The sequence below is a fragment of the Flavobacterium sp. B114r genome (assembly GCF_056824125.1).
This window is the reverse complement of sequence record NZ_CP124858.1, coordinates 1,139,615-1,156,375: the sequence shown is the minus strand read 5'-3', so window position 1 is coordinate 1,156,375 and position 16,761 is coordinate 1,139,615. Positions and strand designations below refer to the sequence as shown.

Annotated in this window: 13 protein-coding genes and 1 tRNA gene; 5 read left to right on the top strand and 9 right to left on the bottom strand. The window is 30.8% G+C overall.

From position 1 onward, the window contains the following. Positions 1-85: 85 nt before the first annotated feature. The 3 genes from QLQ94_RS05150 to QLQ94_RS05140 all read right to left on the bottom strand — a co-directional run bounded on the left by QLQ94_RS05150 (position 86) and on the right by QLQ94_RS05140 (position 6,114). Positions 86-2,209: a Tex family protein gene (locus QLQ94_RS05150; RefSeq protein ID WP_271338587.1), complete on the bottom strand. Its 2,124-nt coding sequence runs from the start codon at positions 2,207-2,209 to the stop codon at positions 86-88. A 117-nt stretch (positions 2,210-2,326) separates the two neighbouring features. Beyond that, positions 2,327-4,246: a hypothetical protein gene (locus tag QLQ94_RS05145; protein ID WP_482499287.1), complete on the bottom strand. Its 1,920-nt coding sequence runs from the start codon at positions 4,244-4,246 to the stop codon at positions 2,327-2,329. Further along, a complete protein-coding gene (locus tag QLQ94_RS05140; RefSeq protein ID WP_427401129.1) occupies positions 4,246-6,114 on the bottom strand; it encodes a DUF3857 domain-containing protein in 1,869 nt (622 codons plus the stop codon). The genes QLQ94_RS05145 and QLQ94_RS05140 overlap by 1 nt, the downstream gene beginning before the upstream one ends. Positions 6,115-6,236: 122 nt before the next feature. Between QLQ94_RS05140 and QLQ94_RS05135 the strand changes: the two genes are divergently transcribed. Then, a complete protein-coding gene (locus QLQ94_RS05135; RefSeq protein ID WP_271338584.1) occupies positions 6,237-6,539 on the top strand; it encodes a DUF1294 domain-containing protein in 303 nt (100 codons plus the stop codon). 158 nt (positions 6,540-6,697) lie between these two features. On the opposite strand, the gene rpiB is transcribed toward QLQ94_RS05135, so the two are convergent. Together rpiB and QLQ94_RS05125 are read right to left on the bottom strand one after the other, a co-directional pair. Beyond that, a complete protein-coding gene (gene rpiB, locus QLQ94_RS05130) occupies positions 6,698-7,129 on the bottom strand; it encodes a ribose 5-phosphate isomerase B (RefSeq protein ID WP_041520454.1) in 432 nt (143 codons plus the stop codon). 813 nt (positions 7,130-7,942) lie between these two features. Continuing rightward, a complete protein-coding gene (locus tag QLQ94_RS05125; RefSeq protein ID WP_271338583.1) occupies positions 7,943-8,176 on the bottom strand; it encodes a DUF2007 domain-containing protein in 234 nt (77 codons plus the stop codon). 197 nt (positions 8,177-8,373) lie between these two features. Between QLQ94_RS05125 and rnr the strand changes: the two genes are divergently transcribed. Genes rnr through QLQ94_RS05110 form a run of 3 tightly spaced genes read left to right on the top strand, consistent with a single transcriptional unit; the run spans position 8,374 to position 11,938 of the window. Further along, entirely contained in the window at positions 8,374-10,554 is a 2,181-nt protein-coding gene (rnr, locus tag QLQ94_RS05120) for a ribonuclease R (RefSeq protein WP_271338582.1), read from the top strand. A 23-nt stretch (positions 10,555-10,577) separates the two neighbouring features. Beyond that, the gene (locus QLQ94_RS05115) at positions 10,578-11,246 is read left to right on the top strand and encodes a head GIN domain-containing protein (protein WP_427401131.1); all 669 of its coding nucleotides are present in this window, start codon (positions 10,578-10,580) and stop codon (positions 11,244-11,246) included. A gap of 14 nt (positions 11,247-11,260) precedes the next feature. Continuing rightward, a complete protein-coding gene (locus QLQ94_RS05110; protein WP_427401132.1) occupies positions 11,261-11,938 on the top strand; it encodes a LysE family translocator in 678 nt (225 codons plus the stop codon). Between the two features lie 861 nt (positions 11,939-12,799). On the opposite strand, the gene QLQ94_RS05105 is transcribed toward QLQ94_RS05110, so the two are convergent. The 4 genes from QLQ94_RS05105 to QLQ94_RS05090 form a co-directional block, all read right to left on the bottom strand. Continuing rightward, a tRNA-Cys gene (locus tag QLQ94_RS05105) sits at positions 12,800-12,870 on the bottom strand. A 93-nt stretch (positions 12,871-12,963) separates the two neighbouring features. Then, the gene (folB, locus tag QLQ94_RS05100; protein WP_427401133.1) at positions 12,964-13,323 is read right to left on the bottom strand and encodes a dihydroneopterin aldolase; all 360 of its coding nucleotides are present in this window, start codon (positions 13,321-13,323) and stop codon (positions 12,964-12,966) included. Between the two features lie 2 nt (positions 13,324-13,325). After that, on the bottom strand, positions 13,326-13,625 hold the full coding sequence (locus QLQ94_RS05095; RefSeq protein WP_271336744.1) for a hypothetical protein: 300 nt from the start codon (positions 13,623-13,625) through the stop codon (positions 13,326-13,328). Further along, entirely contained in the window at positions 13,615-13,833 is a 219-nt protein-coding gene (locus QLQ94_RS05090) for a hypothetical protein (RefSeq protein WP_271336743.1), read from the bottom strand. Before QLQ94_RS05090 ends, QLQ94_RS05095 begins: the two co-directional genes overlap by 11 nt. 135 nt (positions 13,834-13,968) lie before the next feature. Here QLQ94_RS05090 and QLQ94_RS05085 point away from each other — a divergent pair, with 135 nt between their 5' ends. Further along, positions 13,969-16,086, top strand: a complete 2,118-nt coding sequence (locus QLQ94_RS05085; protein WP_427401134.1) for a glutamine--tRNA ligase/YqeY domain fusion protein — start codon at positions 13,969-13,971, stop codon at positions 16,084-16,086. The last annotated feature ends 675 nt before the right edge of the window (positions 16,087-16,761 follow it).

The window sequence follows — 16,761 nt, the reverse complement described above, 5'->3', positions numbered from 1 at the left end:
TAATACATAAAAAGAACTCCCAAACTACATTTGTAATTTGGGAGTTCTTATTTTTCGATGTTTGGAATTTCAAATATTAAAAATTTTATAAAACCATTGTTAACTGAATTCTTTTTCTGTCTTCATCAACCTCAGTAACCTTAACATCAACATGTTGATGCAATTTTACTACTTCGTTTACATCACTCACAAAACCAGCTTTTAGCTGAGAAATGTGAACCAATCCGCTTTCTTTGATTCCGATATCAACAAAGCAGCCAAAATTGGTAATGTTATTAACAATTCCAGGTAAAATCATTCCCGTTTTTAGGTCTTTGATTGATTTTACGTTAGCATCAAATTCAAAAACCTTCGCTGACTTTCTTGGGTCTAAACCTGGTTTTTCGAGCTCTTTTATAATATCTTTTAGCGTAAGTAAACCAATTTCAGGCGTTATATAGTTTTCAGCTTTAATTAGGGCTGTTTTCTCTTTATTAGCAATTAGATCATTTACTGAAAGTTTTAAATCTTTTGCCATCTTTTCAACAACTGCATAAGCTTCAGGATGCACTGCTGAGTTATCCAATGGATTTTTAGCATTCGAAATCCTAATAAAAGCCGCACCTTGCTGATAGGCTTTCTCCCCTAATCGAGGGACTTTTTTTAGCTGTTTTCTATCTTCAAAAGGTCCATTTTCTGAGCGATATTGCACAATATTTTCGGCTAGCTTCTCTCCTATTCCACTCACATAACTTAGTAAATGTTTACTTGCAGTATTAATATTGATTCCAACCGAGTTCACGCAACGAATTACAGTTGCATCAAGTTCATCTTTTAGTTTGGTTTGGTCAACATCATGTTGATATTGTCCTACTCCAATTGCTTTTGGATCAATTTTTACTAACTCAGCCAAAGGATCTGAAAGTCGTCGGCCAATAGAAACCGATCCACGAACTGTAACATCATAATTAGGAAATTCTTCTCTCGCAATTTTTGACGCCGAATAAACTGAAGCTCCAGCCTCTGAAACAATAAAAACTTGTGGCGCTTTGTCAAACGCAATTTTTTTTATAAAAAATTCAGTTTCTCTCGAAGCAGTTCCGTTTCCTATAGAAATTGCATCTATTTGATACGCATTTACCATCGAACGGATTTTCTTGATCGCCATTGTTTCCTCATTTTGAGGTGCATGCGGATAAATGGTTTCATTGTATAACAAATCTCCTTTCTCGTCGAGGCAAACTACTTTACAGCCACTTCTAAATCCGGGATCTATTGCCAGAATTCGTTTTTCACCCAAAGGCGGTGCTAATAATAACTGACCTAAATTATTTGCAAAAACCTGAATTGAATTGGCATCGGCTTTTGCTTTTGCTTCTTGTAAAGTTTCATTTCCAATCGCCGGATTCAACAACCGTTTATAACTGTCTTCAATCGCTAATTGCAAATGTGCTGTAGTACTATTTTGTTTTTTGATAATTAATTCATCAATGATATCATATGCTTCATCGATATCAACATCAACTTTCATCTTTACAAAACCTTCATTTTCTGCACGAAGCATCGCTAATAATCGATGCGAAGGTGCTTTTGTCAACGGTTCTTCCCAATCAAAATACTGATTGAATTTTTGCGCTCCATCTTCTTCGCTTTTCTTTTTTACGACTTTGGTTCCAATTGTAGCTTTGCGCTGATATAGTCTTCGCAATTGTTTACGAACATAAATATTCTCATTGATCCATTCGGCAATAATATCTCTTGCACCCTGAATTGCCGCTTCTTCATTAATTACATTATCATTAAGATATTGCGTCGAAATAAAATCGACATCAACATCATTCTGCGACATAATAATTTTTGCCAAAGGTTCTAAACCAAACTCTCGCGCAACATCGGCCTTTGTTTTTTTCTTCTTTTTATACGGAAGATAGAAATCTTCTATTTCTTGTAAATCAAAACTTTGCTCAATTTTCTGCTTCAATTCCGGCGTAAGTGCTTTTTGTTCTTCGATAGATTTTAGAACAGCTTCTTTACGTTTTACAATCGTTTCATATTCTTTTTGAAGCTTTGCAATATTTTCGATCTGCACTTCATCAAGGTTTCCGGTTGTATCTTTTCTATAACGGGATATAAACGGAATCGTACAATCTTCTTCTAATAATTTTACGGTGTTTTGAATGTTGATCGCTGCTGTTTGAACGGTCTTGGCAATGAATTGAATATTAGTCATTCTTAATTATTTTAACCGCAAAAGTTGCAAAGTGTTTCGCAAAGTTCGCAATGGTTCACTATTTTATTATTTTACAATTATCAAAATTAATATTTTAATTTTTCAACCGTCCTATTTTTATTTCTTCTTAATTGGCTTTAACACAATACTAGCTTTACTAAAATCTGCAGATGCATTATAAACTTTTCTATATTCCTGATAAATATCCTTTGGATAAGTTATTGCTTTATATTTCTCATCAATGGTAATGATAACCTGGTTTCCTTCTACTTTTACAGTCGATTTAAACCAACAATTTTTATCTTCATCATATTTCATTTCTCTGTCTATAACTAAATCATTATAGTGATCTACCTGATATCCTTTTGGAATATTAAAGACAATAGAATGATGGTATTCTTTTGTGTATTTTAAATCAATATCTGTTTTTCTGGTATTTTCCTGATAAAGATTAGACTGTTTTCCAATTACCTTTCCTAAATTAATCAAGAGTAAATTTCCGGCTTTTTCAGTAAATGACTCAACAGACTCTAACTTCGAATTAATAACGAACGGCGTATTAGTATAATTATTTTTAAATTCTAAATTTTCTACATTATGCTCTAAAAGCTTAGTGTCGACTTCATCAATAGAGACTTCTTTTACAAAATCTGTAAGGTCCTTTTTTTCTTCATTTTTAGACAAATCATTATAGCTATATCTTAACATTTGACCAATGTAACCTGTACTTGAAAATTTTTTATCTATACTTACTTTTGTTAAATCAGGGTTTAGAGTTACGACTGATTCTGTTGTTATTTTAGTAAAATCTGAAGGAGCTACCAATGGATAAACATAACTTTCCTCTTTCTTTTGTACATTATATCCTTTAGCTCTTGTACCCTGATACTCGTAGCCGGCTTTTCCGTAAGGAAGATATCCCACACTTGGCGAGATAAATTTATACAAATCTCTCAGATAAAAATTAATATCTGTAAATTCATGAAATGTCATAATATCCTCATCTAGCTCTCCTATAAAACGATCTTCGACAGCAATTATTTCGTATGGAATTTTAAGTATGTCAAAAGCATATTTATAAAGCAAAATAAAGTCTCTACGTGCTAATTTCGAATTTCCTTCTGTTATATTAATTTTCACGTTTATTGTTTCTCCTTCTTCATAATTTTCAAAGTGAGTTTTTATATATTCATCGAGAATGGTTATTTTTTCATTATCAGTTTTGTCTTTTAAATCCAATTTTTGAAGAAGTTTTTTAACATCACCGTTAGAAAAAGCGTATGGCTTATTTCTTAAAAACCCTTTAAAATAAGTTTCCCATTTTTTACTCTCCATTTCTGCTGGAGATCCCGCAATTAAATACAGTATCTTAACCAGATTTCTAAATTTCTTCGAGCTTTTTTCGATTACCAAAGGTTCTATATTATCTGCAGTAAAAAAAGTCTTTCCTTTTACTTTATTATAATGAAAATCCGCGGAAGTATATACTCTCGACATAGCAGATCCGGACTCTGTTAGCGTGAACTCAGCATGCAGTACCGGCGCATCTTTCTGGTAAATCTCGATTCCGTTTGACGTTGGATTTTCTTTTACAATAAAATAATACTCTAAAATATCGCCTTTCTCTACGCCTTCAAAAACAATCGATTTTACATTTTTTAAATCAGAGTTTACAATCTGACTTTCAGATAAAACCCTAATATCTCCGTTAGGTTTAATTACTCTCGCGTGAAAATCTTTTGTATCACGAATTGTTGTATTATCATCTGCAGTAACTTTATTGTATTTACTAATTTCTGAAGACTCGTTTATTTTTACTGCAAAATGCTCCATTTTAAATTTTGCAAAACCATACAAATTGGTATTAATTCTGGCATGAATCCATCTTTTATCAAATAAAATTACGGCGGGTTGTTTTTTATATTCTTCCGGAATGGCTTGAAAGGCAGGAACTGCATCCCAGGTGTAGCTTTTAATTTCTTGTGCTTGTGTTTTTATTATAAAAGTAAATAGTAGAATCAGTAATATTTTTTTCATTATTTTTTTATTAGGATGATAGATTGGTTGTATTGGCTGTTTAATTCGTTTACTAATGCGTTCCAGTTTTCAAAATCAGTCGTTTCGATAATTAACTTTTTTAGTGCTATTTTTTGAGATACGATCAGGTTTTTTTTATCTTTTTTATAAGAGATGTCATAACTTAAAACCTCATTTTCCTTCTTACTGTTCTCCGGGATAAAATCAAGCTGATAATTTTCGGGGATTTCATAGACATAAGTAAATTCATTTGTAAACACATTGTCGTTTTCAATCGAAAGTTTTCTCTCTTTAACGTCGATTATATATTCTTTAAAAGGCGCTAATAAAATAGGTTTTACAACAATCTTATCCCCTATTTTTTTTACCCATGAATCAAGTTTAAACTTGTATTCAAGCTCGGCATCTTTATTTTCATATTCGTGCTTTTTGACTTCTGCGGTTTCTATTTCTACTTTTTGATTGTATCTCGCTAAACCGCTTTTTAAGATCTCCTCTTCTTTTTGTTTATTTGATCCTAAAACATTTAGAAAATCACTTTTCTGATAACCTGAAAGCAGCATTTTGGCAGTACCTGAAACTGCACCGTCATTGATTTTTAATTTCAGGTCAACTTTAAATCGGTTTTCTTTTTTATCTACTACAGGAACTTTTTCTATAACAAATTCGCTTTCAGATATTCCTATAAGTCCTTCCTTGCCCTGAATCATTGCAGATGGAAATGTAAACGGACAAAAAGAATCAGTCCCGTCGACAAAATAACGTTGCTTATCAATTTTTACAGCTGCTATCATATGATTGCTTACTAAAGGCGTTGGAACATCGGCAAAACTATATGGTTTGTCCCTTGTACCAATCCAAACCAAATTAGACTCTAATCCGGCAGTTTTGAACATTTCATTTAATAAGTTCGAAATATCTTTACAATCTCCGTATTTTTTATCAAAAACAGCTGCTGCATCCCTAGGAATAAAACCTCCCATTTCGTACTCAAAAGCCACATAATGAATATTTTCCTGAACCCAATTGTAAATTGCTTTTGCCTTATCTTTAGGATTTGTTTTGTCTTTTATTAATTCTGAAGTTTTACTTTTCAGGGCTGTCTGATCTAATTTGTTAATATCTTTTACTAACGAATAATACCATTTGTAGAGATGTTCAACATCCGGAAAAAGCTCTTCTTTCTTATTATCTTTCGTATAACTTTTTATGTAGTAAACAACGTGTGGCAGAAAATAGGTAAAATTAGGTGCTCTGTTTTCTTCCTTAAAAGCAGGAATGTCTGTCACTTTCCAGGTATAAACATCTAAGTTTCCTTCTTTTGTTTTTTCGAAAACAATTTTATCCTGATGCTCCCCAAAAAGTTTATAACCAATTTCTATTGACGGATCTGATTTTATTTGAAATTTTGAAGCAACAGTCAACAATTCATGCTGAAAAGCAAAATACGACAGTAATCTAGGTTCGTTTTGCTTTATTTTATAAGAGAATTCAATTTTCGATTTGTCCTCAACATAACTAAAATCAAAGTGTTTGTATTTATTATCGCTGTAAAAAATATCACGTTGTTTTAACTCGTTTGTACTAATATCGTACTGTGATAATTTATTCCTTTTATTTGTTTTCGCATTTATCGTCGCTCCTTTTATACTCGAAATTTCACTAAAATTATCGTACGGAATATTGATCGAGTATTCATTTACGTTTTTACTTTTGGCGATTTCTCTTTGTTCTTCGATAAAAGATTCGATTTCTAATTTGCTTTTATTCGATATAGAAACAATTTCATTACGATAAAGTACTTTTGATTTTTCTTGTGCGCACAAAAAATGACACGAAAAAAGTGCCACATAAAATATTCTTTTCATTAGGTTTTTGATATAATATTTGGGGAGTTTAAATTTTAACAAAAATAAACTTATTTTCCAAAATAAATAGATTTACTGCATTACGTTGTTAAAATAATATCTTTGTTTTTAATTATTAGCCAATGGAAGTTTTATTAGTTTTGTTTTTTGTTATAAATAGTATTGAATTTTTTCTGGCGGGATACGATAAACGTTTGGCCATCAAACAGAAACGCAGAATTCCGGAAAACACCTTATTTACAATTGCATTTTTTGGCGGAGCAATCGGTTTATTAGTAGCAATGCTACTCTTCAGGCATAAAACAAGTAAGCCTTCTTTTATTTTAAAATTTTCGGCTATTGTTTTTATTCAAATTGCAATTGCTATACTTCTATTTATCTATAATGTCAATATTTTTACAATTGCTTTTTTACTAACGAATTGATTGGTTAAATACAGTTATTAACAATGTTAATAACTACAAAATTACATTATAACAAACTGTTTTTAAACCACTTAAAATAAATAAACCGGATGAATTATTAAAATCCGTCCGGTTTATTTATTTTTTACTGGTGCTTCGCACTGCAATTTTTTTTTGACTTATTGACAAGCAATTTTATTTACTCTATTTTGGTGTCTTCCACCTTCAAAAGCAGTTGTTAAAAACGTTTCGACAATTTCAACCGCTTGTGGGATAGAAGTAAAACGTGCCGGAATGCTCACAATGTTTGCATCGTTATGTAAACGGGTTAAATAAGCAATTTCCTTAGTCCAGCATAAACCGGCTCTTACTTTAGGATGTTTGTTAACCGTCATTGCAATTCCGTTTCCGCTTCCGCAGATTACAATTCCAAAATCAGCTTTTCCTTCAGATACATCATTCGCAACCGGATGACCGTAATCTGGATAATCAACAGAATCTTCAGAATCTGTACCATAATTAGTTACTTCATATCCTTTTGCTTTAAGCATCGCAACGATTGCTTTTTTATAATCTGGTCCTGCGTGGTCATTCCCTATCGAAATTTTCATTGTAAATGGTATTTGAGTTGTGTTATGCAAATTTACTTAAAGAATTTTGAAGTAATTCTATTTGAAAAGAAAAGTTCGCCATGAATTTAACTAATTAGTACTAATTTTTTCCTTTTGTAAACAATTAAAGATGGTTGTAAACAATTAAAAGAATTGATATACATTCCTAAATTTATCGTGCAAAAAAGTTTATTTCACAACTCTCTTTATATCAAAATCTTAACACTTATTAACATTATTGATAACTCTATAAGTATCTCATAATCAATAAATAATAATCAGTTATTTTGTTAAAATTTTATAATGTTAATAGCGAAACCTAATTCATTGATATTCAGTTAACTTTAAGTTAACATTATTTGTTAATAAGTTGAGATAGAAAATTAGAAGTTTTTTTTGGTTGTGTCGAAAAAAAACCTAATCCAAAACCGCAATGAAATAACCTAATAAAGTTTGATGAATTTTTGGAAAAGTTATCAATACTAAAAATGCTATTTTCAACAAATTTCAACATATGAACTTATCTACAAAATGAATCTGTTTTTGGTTGTTAACCATTGTTAATTAAAATACAAAAACGCTTAGAAATTAATCCTTTAACTCAATTTAAGTATGTTGATAACTCACGATAACTAAGAGAAACTTCATTTCAACACTTTTAAAAATAAATTTATAGCACATATTAACAAGCTATAATAACAACCAAAAATTAATTTAATTTAAATTTTTCTTTTTGTTGTATTTAATATATGTTGACAACTTTGAAAATTAAAAAGAAAATTTAATTTTTTGAAATTGAAAAAACAGATTGGTTTAAACAATTTTCAAAGGGTTATTAAGATTATCCAGAATTTGCTGAACTTCATCGAAATCGTTTGGATGAACTTTGAGTTTGATTCCACCCAGAGCAGTTGTGTACATTGGGACGACAGATAAGGTCATTTCGTTCTCAAAATAATACGGAATGTCTTCTTGCTCTAATAAGTGCTTCAGAACGACTGTTTCGTGCTGATAATTGAATATTGCAATGGTTTTAAAGCTTTCCATATGAGGTCTTTTTGTAAATATACGAAATGAGCATTACTTAAATTTGCAGGCAGCATTAATTTAAAGAGGCAAATTATAAATGACCTTTTAAAAATCAATAAATCACTTCTTTTGAAAGTTATATTTTTAATAATTTATTTGTTAAAATCTATAATCTGATATCTTATTTGTAATTTTAACTTTTTAAGAAAAGATATATGAGTAAGAAAATTAGAAAGCCGATAAAAAAGGAGACAGATCTCTCTAGTAAAATAATAAAAATTTTATCGCAAAGTCCTAATAAAGCATTTAATTACAAACAGATAGGAGCAAAGCTTGAACTTGATGATACAAAAAGCAGAAACCAGATTATAAAAGATTTAAAAATTCTGGCTGCTTCAAAGAAAATTATAGAATCTGAACCAGGTAAATATTTAGTAAAAGCCGAAAGTCAGGATTACTATGAAGGAACAATTGATATGACCAGTAGAAAAACGGCATATTTTATTTGTCCTGATTTTAGTGAAGATGTTTTTATCCCAACCAATAATTTGAATCGTGCCTTAGACAAAGACAAAGTCAAAGTTTATGTTTATAACCGAAGAAAAGGTAAAAGACCTGAAGGTGAAGTAATTGAAGTTGTAGAAAGAAACAAGACAGAATTTGTAGGAGTAATAGATATTCAGGCAAATTTTGCTTTTGTATCTACAGCAAATCCTAAGATGTATACGGATATTTTTATTCCAAAGGATAAAATTGGCGAAGCAGAAAATGGTGACGTAGTTTTAGTTAACATCGAAGACTGGCCAAAAAGAGCCGATAGTCCGTTTGGATCTGTGCTCAGGGTTTTAGGAAAACCAGGAGAACATAATACAGAGATTCATGCTATTCTTGCTGAATATGGTTTACCATCAGATTTTCCGGTAGAAGTAGAAGTGTTTGCACAAAAAATAGATACGTCTATTCAGGAATCAGAGATTGCAAAACGTCGTGATATGCGTGATACTCTTACGTTTACGATAGATCCAAAAGATGCAAAAGATTTTGATGATGCCTTGTCTTTCAAAAAATTAGAAAACGGAAATTACGAAATAGGAATTCACATTGCCGATGTTTCTTATTATCTTGAAGAAGGAACAATTCTGGATGATGAAGCGTATCAACGAGCAACCTCGGTTTATTTAGTTGATAGAGTAGTGCCAATGCTTCCGGAAGTTTTATCTAATTTTGCCTGTTCGTTACGACCAAATGAAGAGAAATATACATTCTCAGCAATTTTTGAAGTTTCAGAAAATGCACAAGTTATCAACCAATGGTTTGGTAGAACTGTAATTTATTCAGATCAGCGTTTTGCTTATGAAGAAGCACAATATATCATTGAAACAAAAGATAGTACAATTCCGCTTGATATTTCGATCACAGGAGAATCTTATGTAGTTTCTGATGAAATAACACAGGCAACTTTAAAACTAGATGAATTAGCTAAGATTCTAAGAAAGAAAAGAATGGCAAATGGTGCTATTTCTTTTGATAAAGTCGAAGTAAAATTCAACTTAGATGAACAAGGAGAACCAGAAGGAGTTTATTTTAAAGTTTCTAAAGATGCCAATCATCTGATTGAAGAATTCATGCTTTTGGCCAACAGAAAAGTGGCTGAATACATTGGTAAACAAAAGAAAACTTTTATTTACAGGATTCACGATGAACCAAACGAAGACAAATTAATTGCGATGCAAACCGTAATTGCTAAATTTGGTTATAAAATAGATTTCCGTAACAAAGGAGATATTTCGAAATCATTGAATGCTTTGATGGAAGAAGCAAATGGTAAAAAAGAGCAAAACTTAATTGATACTCTTGCCATTAGAAGTATGAGTAAAGCCAAATATTCGACAGAAAATATTGGTCATTATGGTTTAGCTTTTGATTATTACAGTCATTTTACTTCGCCAATTCGTCGTTATCCTGATGTTATGGTACATCGTTTGCTGCAATATTATTTAGATAACGGTGCATCTGTAAATGAAGAAGTGTATGAAGCAAAATGTCTGCATTGTTCGAATATGGAAAGTTTAGCTACTAATGCTGAGCGAGATAGTATTAAATACATGCAGGTTAAATACATGCAGGATCACCAGGACGAAGAATTCTTGGGTGTTATTTCAGGTGTTACTGAATGGGGAATTTATGTTGAAATTGTTTCTAACAAATGCGAAGGAATGGTAAGAATCAGAGATATAAAAGATGATTATTATACTTTCGATGAAAAACAATATGCTTTAGTTGGAGCCACTTCAAATAGTGTTTTACAATTAGGAGATGAAATTTATGTAAAAGTAAAAAATGCCGATTTAGTTAAAAAACAACTGGATTTTCATTTTTTAAGAAGAGCGGAATAGAAGTTTAATTAAAAAATAAAAGTATGAAAAAGTTAGTTATAGGAGTTGCAATTTTATTTGTTCAAATGTCTTTTGGTCAGGTTACCAAAGAAGTAGGTGATTTTGATACCGTTAAGGTATTTGATAAGTTAAGTGTAAAATTAGTACAGTCTTCAGAAAATAAAGTAGTTATTAAAGGAGCGCGTGAATCTGAAGTTGAAGTTGTTAACAAGAAAGGAATATTAAAACTAAGAATGCCTTTTCCTAAATTATTATCAGGTAATGATTTGGATATTACCCTTTATTACAAGCACATAGAACTTATAGATGCCAATGAAGGCGCAGAAGTTACCAGTAAAGAAACTATTAAAGCTACTTCGTTTAAAGTAAGTGCTCAGGAAGGTGCTAAAATTAATGTTCCTTTAGATGTTGATAAGCTTAATGTAAGTTCAGTTTCAGGAGGAGAAATTACATTATCAGGTAAAGCCGCTAATCAGGATGCAAGTCTTGGAGCAGGAGGATATCTTCTGGCAAGTAAATTAAGCACGTCTCAGACTAAAGTAAGCGTTTCTGCGGGCGGAAAAGCAGATGTGAATGCATCAACCCTTGTAGATGCAAAAGTAAGCGCAGGAGGCTCTATTTACATTTATGGAAAACCGAAACAAATTAATCAAAAAACGGTTTTTGGAGGTAAAATTGAAGAAGTAAAATAAGAAATCGTATTTGAATGATAAATGATATTTTAGCTGGACTGCCATGGGGACTTTTTTTAAGTTTTATGGTAGGTCCGGTATTTTTTATACTACTGGAAACCAGTATTACAAAAGGATTCAGAGCTGCAATAGTTTTTGATCTTGGTGTAGTATTAGGTGATATTTTTTTTATAGCAATTGCTTATTTAGGAAGTTACAGACTTATACAGAGTTTAAAGGATAAACCGGCACTTTTTATTTTTGGCGGAATTATTATGCTGGCTTACGGTATAATTTCTTTTGTGAGATTAAAAAATGAAGAAAAGATTGATGATGAAGCAATAGATCGTGATATCATAAAAAGAAACTACGGAAGTCTGTTTATAAAAGGCTTTATACTGAACGTTATTAACATTGGTGTATTAGGTTTCTGGCTTGCCGTGATTATTTCTGTAGGACCAAAATTAGAAATGCAAAATTCAAGAATGTTTACTTTTTTTACTGCGGTTATTATTACGTATTTAATAGTAGATTGTATTAAAATACTATTAGCCAAACAATTAAAATCTAAAATGACGCCAACCAATATTGTTAAGATTAAAAAAATTATAAGCATTGTTTTAATGGTTTTTGGATTCGTTCTAATGATTCAGGGTTGGTTTCCCAAAGAAAAAGAAATGGTAAAACATGCCTTTGAGAAGATCGAGAAGTAGTTGTTAATAACTCAAAAATATAAAATTAAACCTCTGAATTTCAGAGGTTTTTTTATGTTCATAATGTTCATGTAGAACTTTGTCATTTTGATTTCTGTGATAGAGTCAAATCTTTTTTTTAAGAGCTAATCCCGCTATCCGTTTCAATCTTTTGTGTCGAACCCCGCCACAAAAGGATTTCCACTTCTATCAGGGCTAGGGTACTTATTTTCATAACAATATTTTTGTTTAGTTTTTCGTATTCGAATGAAAACACCGGCACTTTGTATAATAGTTACACGCAAATATTGTACTCATTTTTGTCATCCTGACGAAGGAAGGATCGCATTAGAAGCTCCGCAAACATAATCGCCAATCTTTGTAGAGTTACTTGTGTGATCTCTCGTTCCTCGAGATGACAAGATTGTGGAAAGTTAGACACAAAGAGATGTCTGTGAAGGTTTTTGAGGTATAGCCTGAATTCGAACGTAAAAAAGATACATTTCTTTAAGATTTTTGGAGCATCTTTCGGATTCAAACATAACCTTTAATTTAGTTTTTTCTAAAAATTAAACATAAAAAAAAGAGATACATTTCTTTGAGGTTTTTGGAGCATCTTCCGGATTCGAACGTAATCTTTAATCTAATTTTTTCTAAAAATTAAACATAAAAAAAAGAGATACATTTCTTTGAAGTTTTTGGAGCATCTTTCGGATTCGAACATAACCTTTAATCTAATTTTTTCTAAAAATTAAGCATAAAAAAAGCGATACATTTCTTTGAGGTTTTTGGAGCATCTTCCGGATTCGAACATAATCTTTAATCTAATTTTTTCTAAAAATTAAGCATAAAAAAAGAGATACATTTCTGTATCTCTTTTTGAGGCATCGTCCGGATTCGAACCGGAGTAGGAGCTTTTGCAGAGCCCAGCCTAGCCGCTCGGCCACGACGCCGTAGTTGAACGGATGGCAAAAGTAACTAAAATCTTTAAATTTCAAAAGTTTAAAATGAAGTATTTTAAAAAATAAATATTTTATTTGAAAGAATTACTTTCTAACTTCCGTCATTTTTATAGTAACTGATTCAACATCACCACCAATAGGAGGATTTATTTTAGAAACCCAAACGGTAGTTTTTTCTGCAGTTTTTATTTCAGCAAGTACGCGAATATTGATTCTTTTGGCAACATGCTCTAATAAATGCGAACGAATTGCCATTTCTTCCGTCACAATTTTGTTCAAATGTACATAATCAACCGTGTCTGTAAGATGATCTGTGTCAGCTGATTTTTGCAAATTGGTTTTAATTTTCAGATCAACTGTATAGTCAGATCCAATTTTTCCTTCTTCAATCATGCATCCGTGGTAGGAAAAAGTACGAATGTTTTTTAGTTTAATAACTCCCATTTTTATAATTTTATTCTTGTAATATTCGGATCTTGATAGTTGCAAGTTACGGCTTGAATAGAAACAATTTTTTCTAATTCATTAACTGTAAAGTGAATAGTGTAAGGAAATTTCTTTAAGGGTAAAGTACGAACAACATTGTATTTTTCCTCAAAAAGAGGAAATTTGTAAAGCGTTTTCAAATGGTCTTTGTAATCTAAAAGAAATTTTTCTCCCAAACCTTTTCTAATATTTTCATAGTATTGAAGAGCCTCTTCAATTTCTAAATCGGCTCTTTTTACTATTAAAACTTTAAAAACCATATTTATTTTTTAAATTTTCTAAAGCAACATCAGCATCAATATAATCTTCTGGTTTAGCATTTTTCATGCGTTCTAAAACCATTTCTTGCTGCCATAACGGAACTTCATTCGCAGTATTTTCGTCGATAGAAACATCTGGAATATGTTTAAAAAAACTAACAAAAGTTTCGTAGAAATCGTCTGGAATTGTAACAGTTAATTGTCTCATAACTTTCAATATTTATGCAAAAATAGTAATAAATTTAGTTTCAAGTTTAAAGTTTCAGGTTTAACGCCAGTTAAGTAACTTTAAACCTGAAACCTGAAACCTTTTTTTTATCTTTGCTAAAATTACTATAAAATAATGGCATCAGAAGAAAAATCACTCAATTTTATTGAACAAATCATAGAAGAAGATCTTAAATCAGGTCTTTCGCAAAGCAAGCTTCATTTTCGTTTTCCACCAGAACCAAATGGTTATTTACATATTGGTCATGCAAGTTCTATTGCATTAAATTTTGGTTTAGGAATTGATTATCAATCTCCTGTGAATTTACGTTTTGATGATACAAACCCTGAAAAAGAAGAACAGGAATTTGTAGACGCCATTAAAAAAGATGTTGAATGGTTAGGTTATACCTGGTCAGAAGAACGTTATGCTTCAGATTATTTTCAACAATTGTATGATTGGGCAGTTTTATTAATTAAAAAAGATAAAGCATATGTTGATAGTCAGTCTTCTGAAGATATGGCCATTCAAAAAGGAACTCCATCTACAATTGGAACAGATAGTCCGTATAGAAATCGTTCTGTTGAAGAGAATTTAGGTTTATTCGAAAGAATGAAAAACGGTGAATTTGCAGCTGGAACTCATATTCTTCGTGCAAAAATAGACATGAAATCGACTAATATGTTGATGCGTGATCCTATCATGTACAGGATTTTACACAAAGAACATCATAGAACCGGAGATAGTTGGAAAATTTATCCAATGTATGATTGGGCACATGGACAAAGTGATTATTTAGAAGGAATTTCACATTCATTCTGTACACTTGAATTTTTGCCACACCGCGAATTATACGATTGGTTTTTAGACCAGATTTTAGAAGAAAATAAACTACGTCCAAAGCAAAGAGAATTTGCAAGACGTAACTTATCACATACCGTTGTTAGTAAAAGAAAATTACAGCAACTAGTTAAAGAAAAGCATGTTAACGGTTGGGATGATCCTAGAATGTCTACAATTTCAGGATTAAGAAGACGTGGTTATACAGCTGCTTCATTGCGTAATTTTGCCAATACAACCGGAATTGCAAAACGAGATAATTTGATCAGTGTATCAGTTTTAGAGTTTTGTATTCGTGAAGATTTAAACAAAATTGCACCTCGTGTAATGGCAGTTTTAGATCCTGTAAAATTGGTTATTACAAATTATCCTGAAGGAAAAGAGGAGTGGTTAGAAGCCGAAAATAATCAGGAAGATGAAAATGCAGGTTTCAGAAAAGTACCTTTTTCTCGTGAATTATATATAGAAAGAGAAGACTTTCTTGAAGAAGCTCCGGCTAAGTTTTTCCGTTTGACTTTAGGTAAAGAAGTACGTCTTAAAAATGCTTATATCATTAAAGGAGAAAGTGTTATAAAAGATTCTGAAGGGAATATTACAGAGATTCACGTAACTTATGATACTGATTCTTTGAGTGGAAGTGGGACAGAAGCAAGCCAAAGAAAAGTATCAGGAACATTGCATTGGGTTTCTATTTCTCATGCTATTGAAGCAGAAGTTCGTATGTATGATCGTTTGTTTACAGATGAAGCACCGGACAGTTATAAAGACAAAAATTTCTTAGATTTTGTAAATCCAAATTCATTAGAAGTAATTACTGGATTTGTCGAACCAAGTTTAGCAACAGCTCAAAATGAAGATAAATTTCAGTTTCAACGTTTGGGTTATTTTACTGTTGATAAAGATTCAACTGCTTCAAAATTAGTATTTAACAAAACTGTTGGACTAAAAGACGCCTGGGAAGAAAAAGGTAAAAAAGAAGAAAACAGCATTAATAATTCTTTAAAAGACATTAATAAATATTTTAAAGTTGAAACTAAACCGGAACGTATTGCAATTGAAAGTGCAATAGGCGAGAGTATCAAAAATGTTTCTAGTTTTTCTTTATTACAAAATTCATTAAAGAAGAATATTAACAATAATAAAGGTTCATTGTTATTTGCTCAATTTATTTTGAAATATTCTAACTGGAAATCTACAGATTTTGAAGAAGACGATATTAAAAAATTATATACCATGTCACTTAGAAGTGAATCGACTTATGTTCGATCTAAAGCACTTTTGAATTTAAGAGATATTGAAGATTTAAATTTAAGAAATCAGTTTGAAGACGAAATTTTGAAATTATATTCAAATCCACCAAAAAATGCTTCGGAGCGAGAAAATGAAATTCTTGCCGAGATGGTTAAAAAATAACATCACTAGAATCTATTGAAAAGCGCTTTTTATAAGCGCTTTTCTTATTATATGGTTTTTCTATTGAAAATATAAAATATATAAATTTTTTAGATCAAAAGTAACCTTCATAAATTAATTTTAAGGTAGTTTTAAAAATCTTTGACCTCGTTAATCCTCTCATGAAAAATCATTAAACTGGAGGTCTTATTTTAGTTTTAAGTCCTGTTTTGTATATTTTTTTGGGTTGTTAACACAGAATTGTTTATAACGTTGAATGTAAATTATTTTTCAATTTATTTCTTGATTTTTACTTTTGCCTTTTAATATTCTAAAATTTATCTTATTTTAAATTATCAATTTAATTGATTGGATATTTAATATTTTATCTTTTTGTTTATTATTGGATAAAACTATTATTAATATTATTTTAATAGATTTAATTAATTAAAATCGGCTTCTATAAATTGATTTTAAAGTGTTTTTTTATTTCTTTCATGTCATTAATCCTCTTTTGATTTATTGTTGATAATCGAGCTTTATTTGAGTTTTAAACCTCATTTTTCTTAGTTTAACGGGTTGTTAACATACAATTGTTTATAAAGTTGTTATTTTTATCCAAAGGTCAAATCTAAAGTGTCAAATTTCGAATTTCACTTGAGAATCGAATCTGAGTTTTCTAAAATTCAAAAATGA

Coding starts and splice junctions, on each gene's coding strand:
- QLQ94_RS05115 (WP_427401131.1), top strand. CDS start 10,578: ATGAAAAAGTTAGTTATAGGAGTTGCAATTTTATTTGTTCAAATGTCT.
- QLQ94_RS05145 (WP_482499287.1), bottom strand. CDS start 4,246: ATGAAAAAAATATTACTGATTCTACTATTTACTTTTATAATAAAAACA.
- QLQ94_RS05110 (WP_427401132.1), top strand. CDS start 11,261: ATGATAAATGATATTTTAGCTGGACTGCCATGGGGACTTTTTTTAAGT.
- QLQ94_RS05090 (WP_271336743.1), bottom strand. CDS start 13,833: ATGAGACAATTAACTGTTACAATTCCAGACGATTTCTACGAAACTTTT.
- QLQ94_RS05150 (WP_271338587.1), bottom strand. CDS start 2,209: ATGACTAATATTCAATTCATTGCCAAGACCGTTCAAACAGCAGCGATC.
- QLQ94_RS05085 (WP_427401134.1), top strand. CDS start 13,969: ATGGCATCAGAAGAAAAATCACTCAATTTTATTGAACAAATCATAGAA.
- rpiB (WP_041520454.1), bottom strand. CDS start 7,129: ATGAAAATTTCGATAGGGAATGACCACGCAGGACCAGATTATAAAAAA.
- QLQ94_RS05140 (WP_427401129.1), bottom strand. CDS start 6,114: ATGAAAAGAATATTTTATGTGGCACTTTTTTCGTGTCATTTTTTGTGC.
- rnr (WP_271338582.1), top strand. CDS start 8,374: ATGAGTAAGAAAATTAGAAAGCCGATAAAAAAGGAGACAGATCTCTCT.
- QLQ94_RS05135 (WP_271338584.1), top strand. CDS start 6,237: ATGGAAGTTTTATTAGTTTTGTTTTTTGTTATAAATAGTATTGAATTT.
- folB (WP_427401133.1), bottom strand. CDS start 13,323: ATGGGAGTTATTAAACTAAAAAACATTCGTACTTTTTCCTACCACGGA.
- QLQ94_RS05125 (WP_271338583.1), bottom strand. CDS start 8,176: ATGGAAAGCTTTAAAACCATTGCAATATTCAATTATCAGCACGAAACA.
- QLQ94_RS05095 (WP_271336744.1), bottom strand. CDS start 13,625: ATGGTTTTTAAAGTTTTAATAGTAAAAAGAGCCGATTTAGAAATTGAA.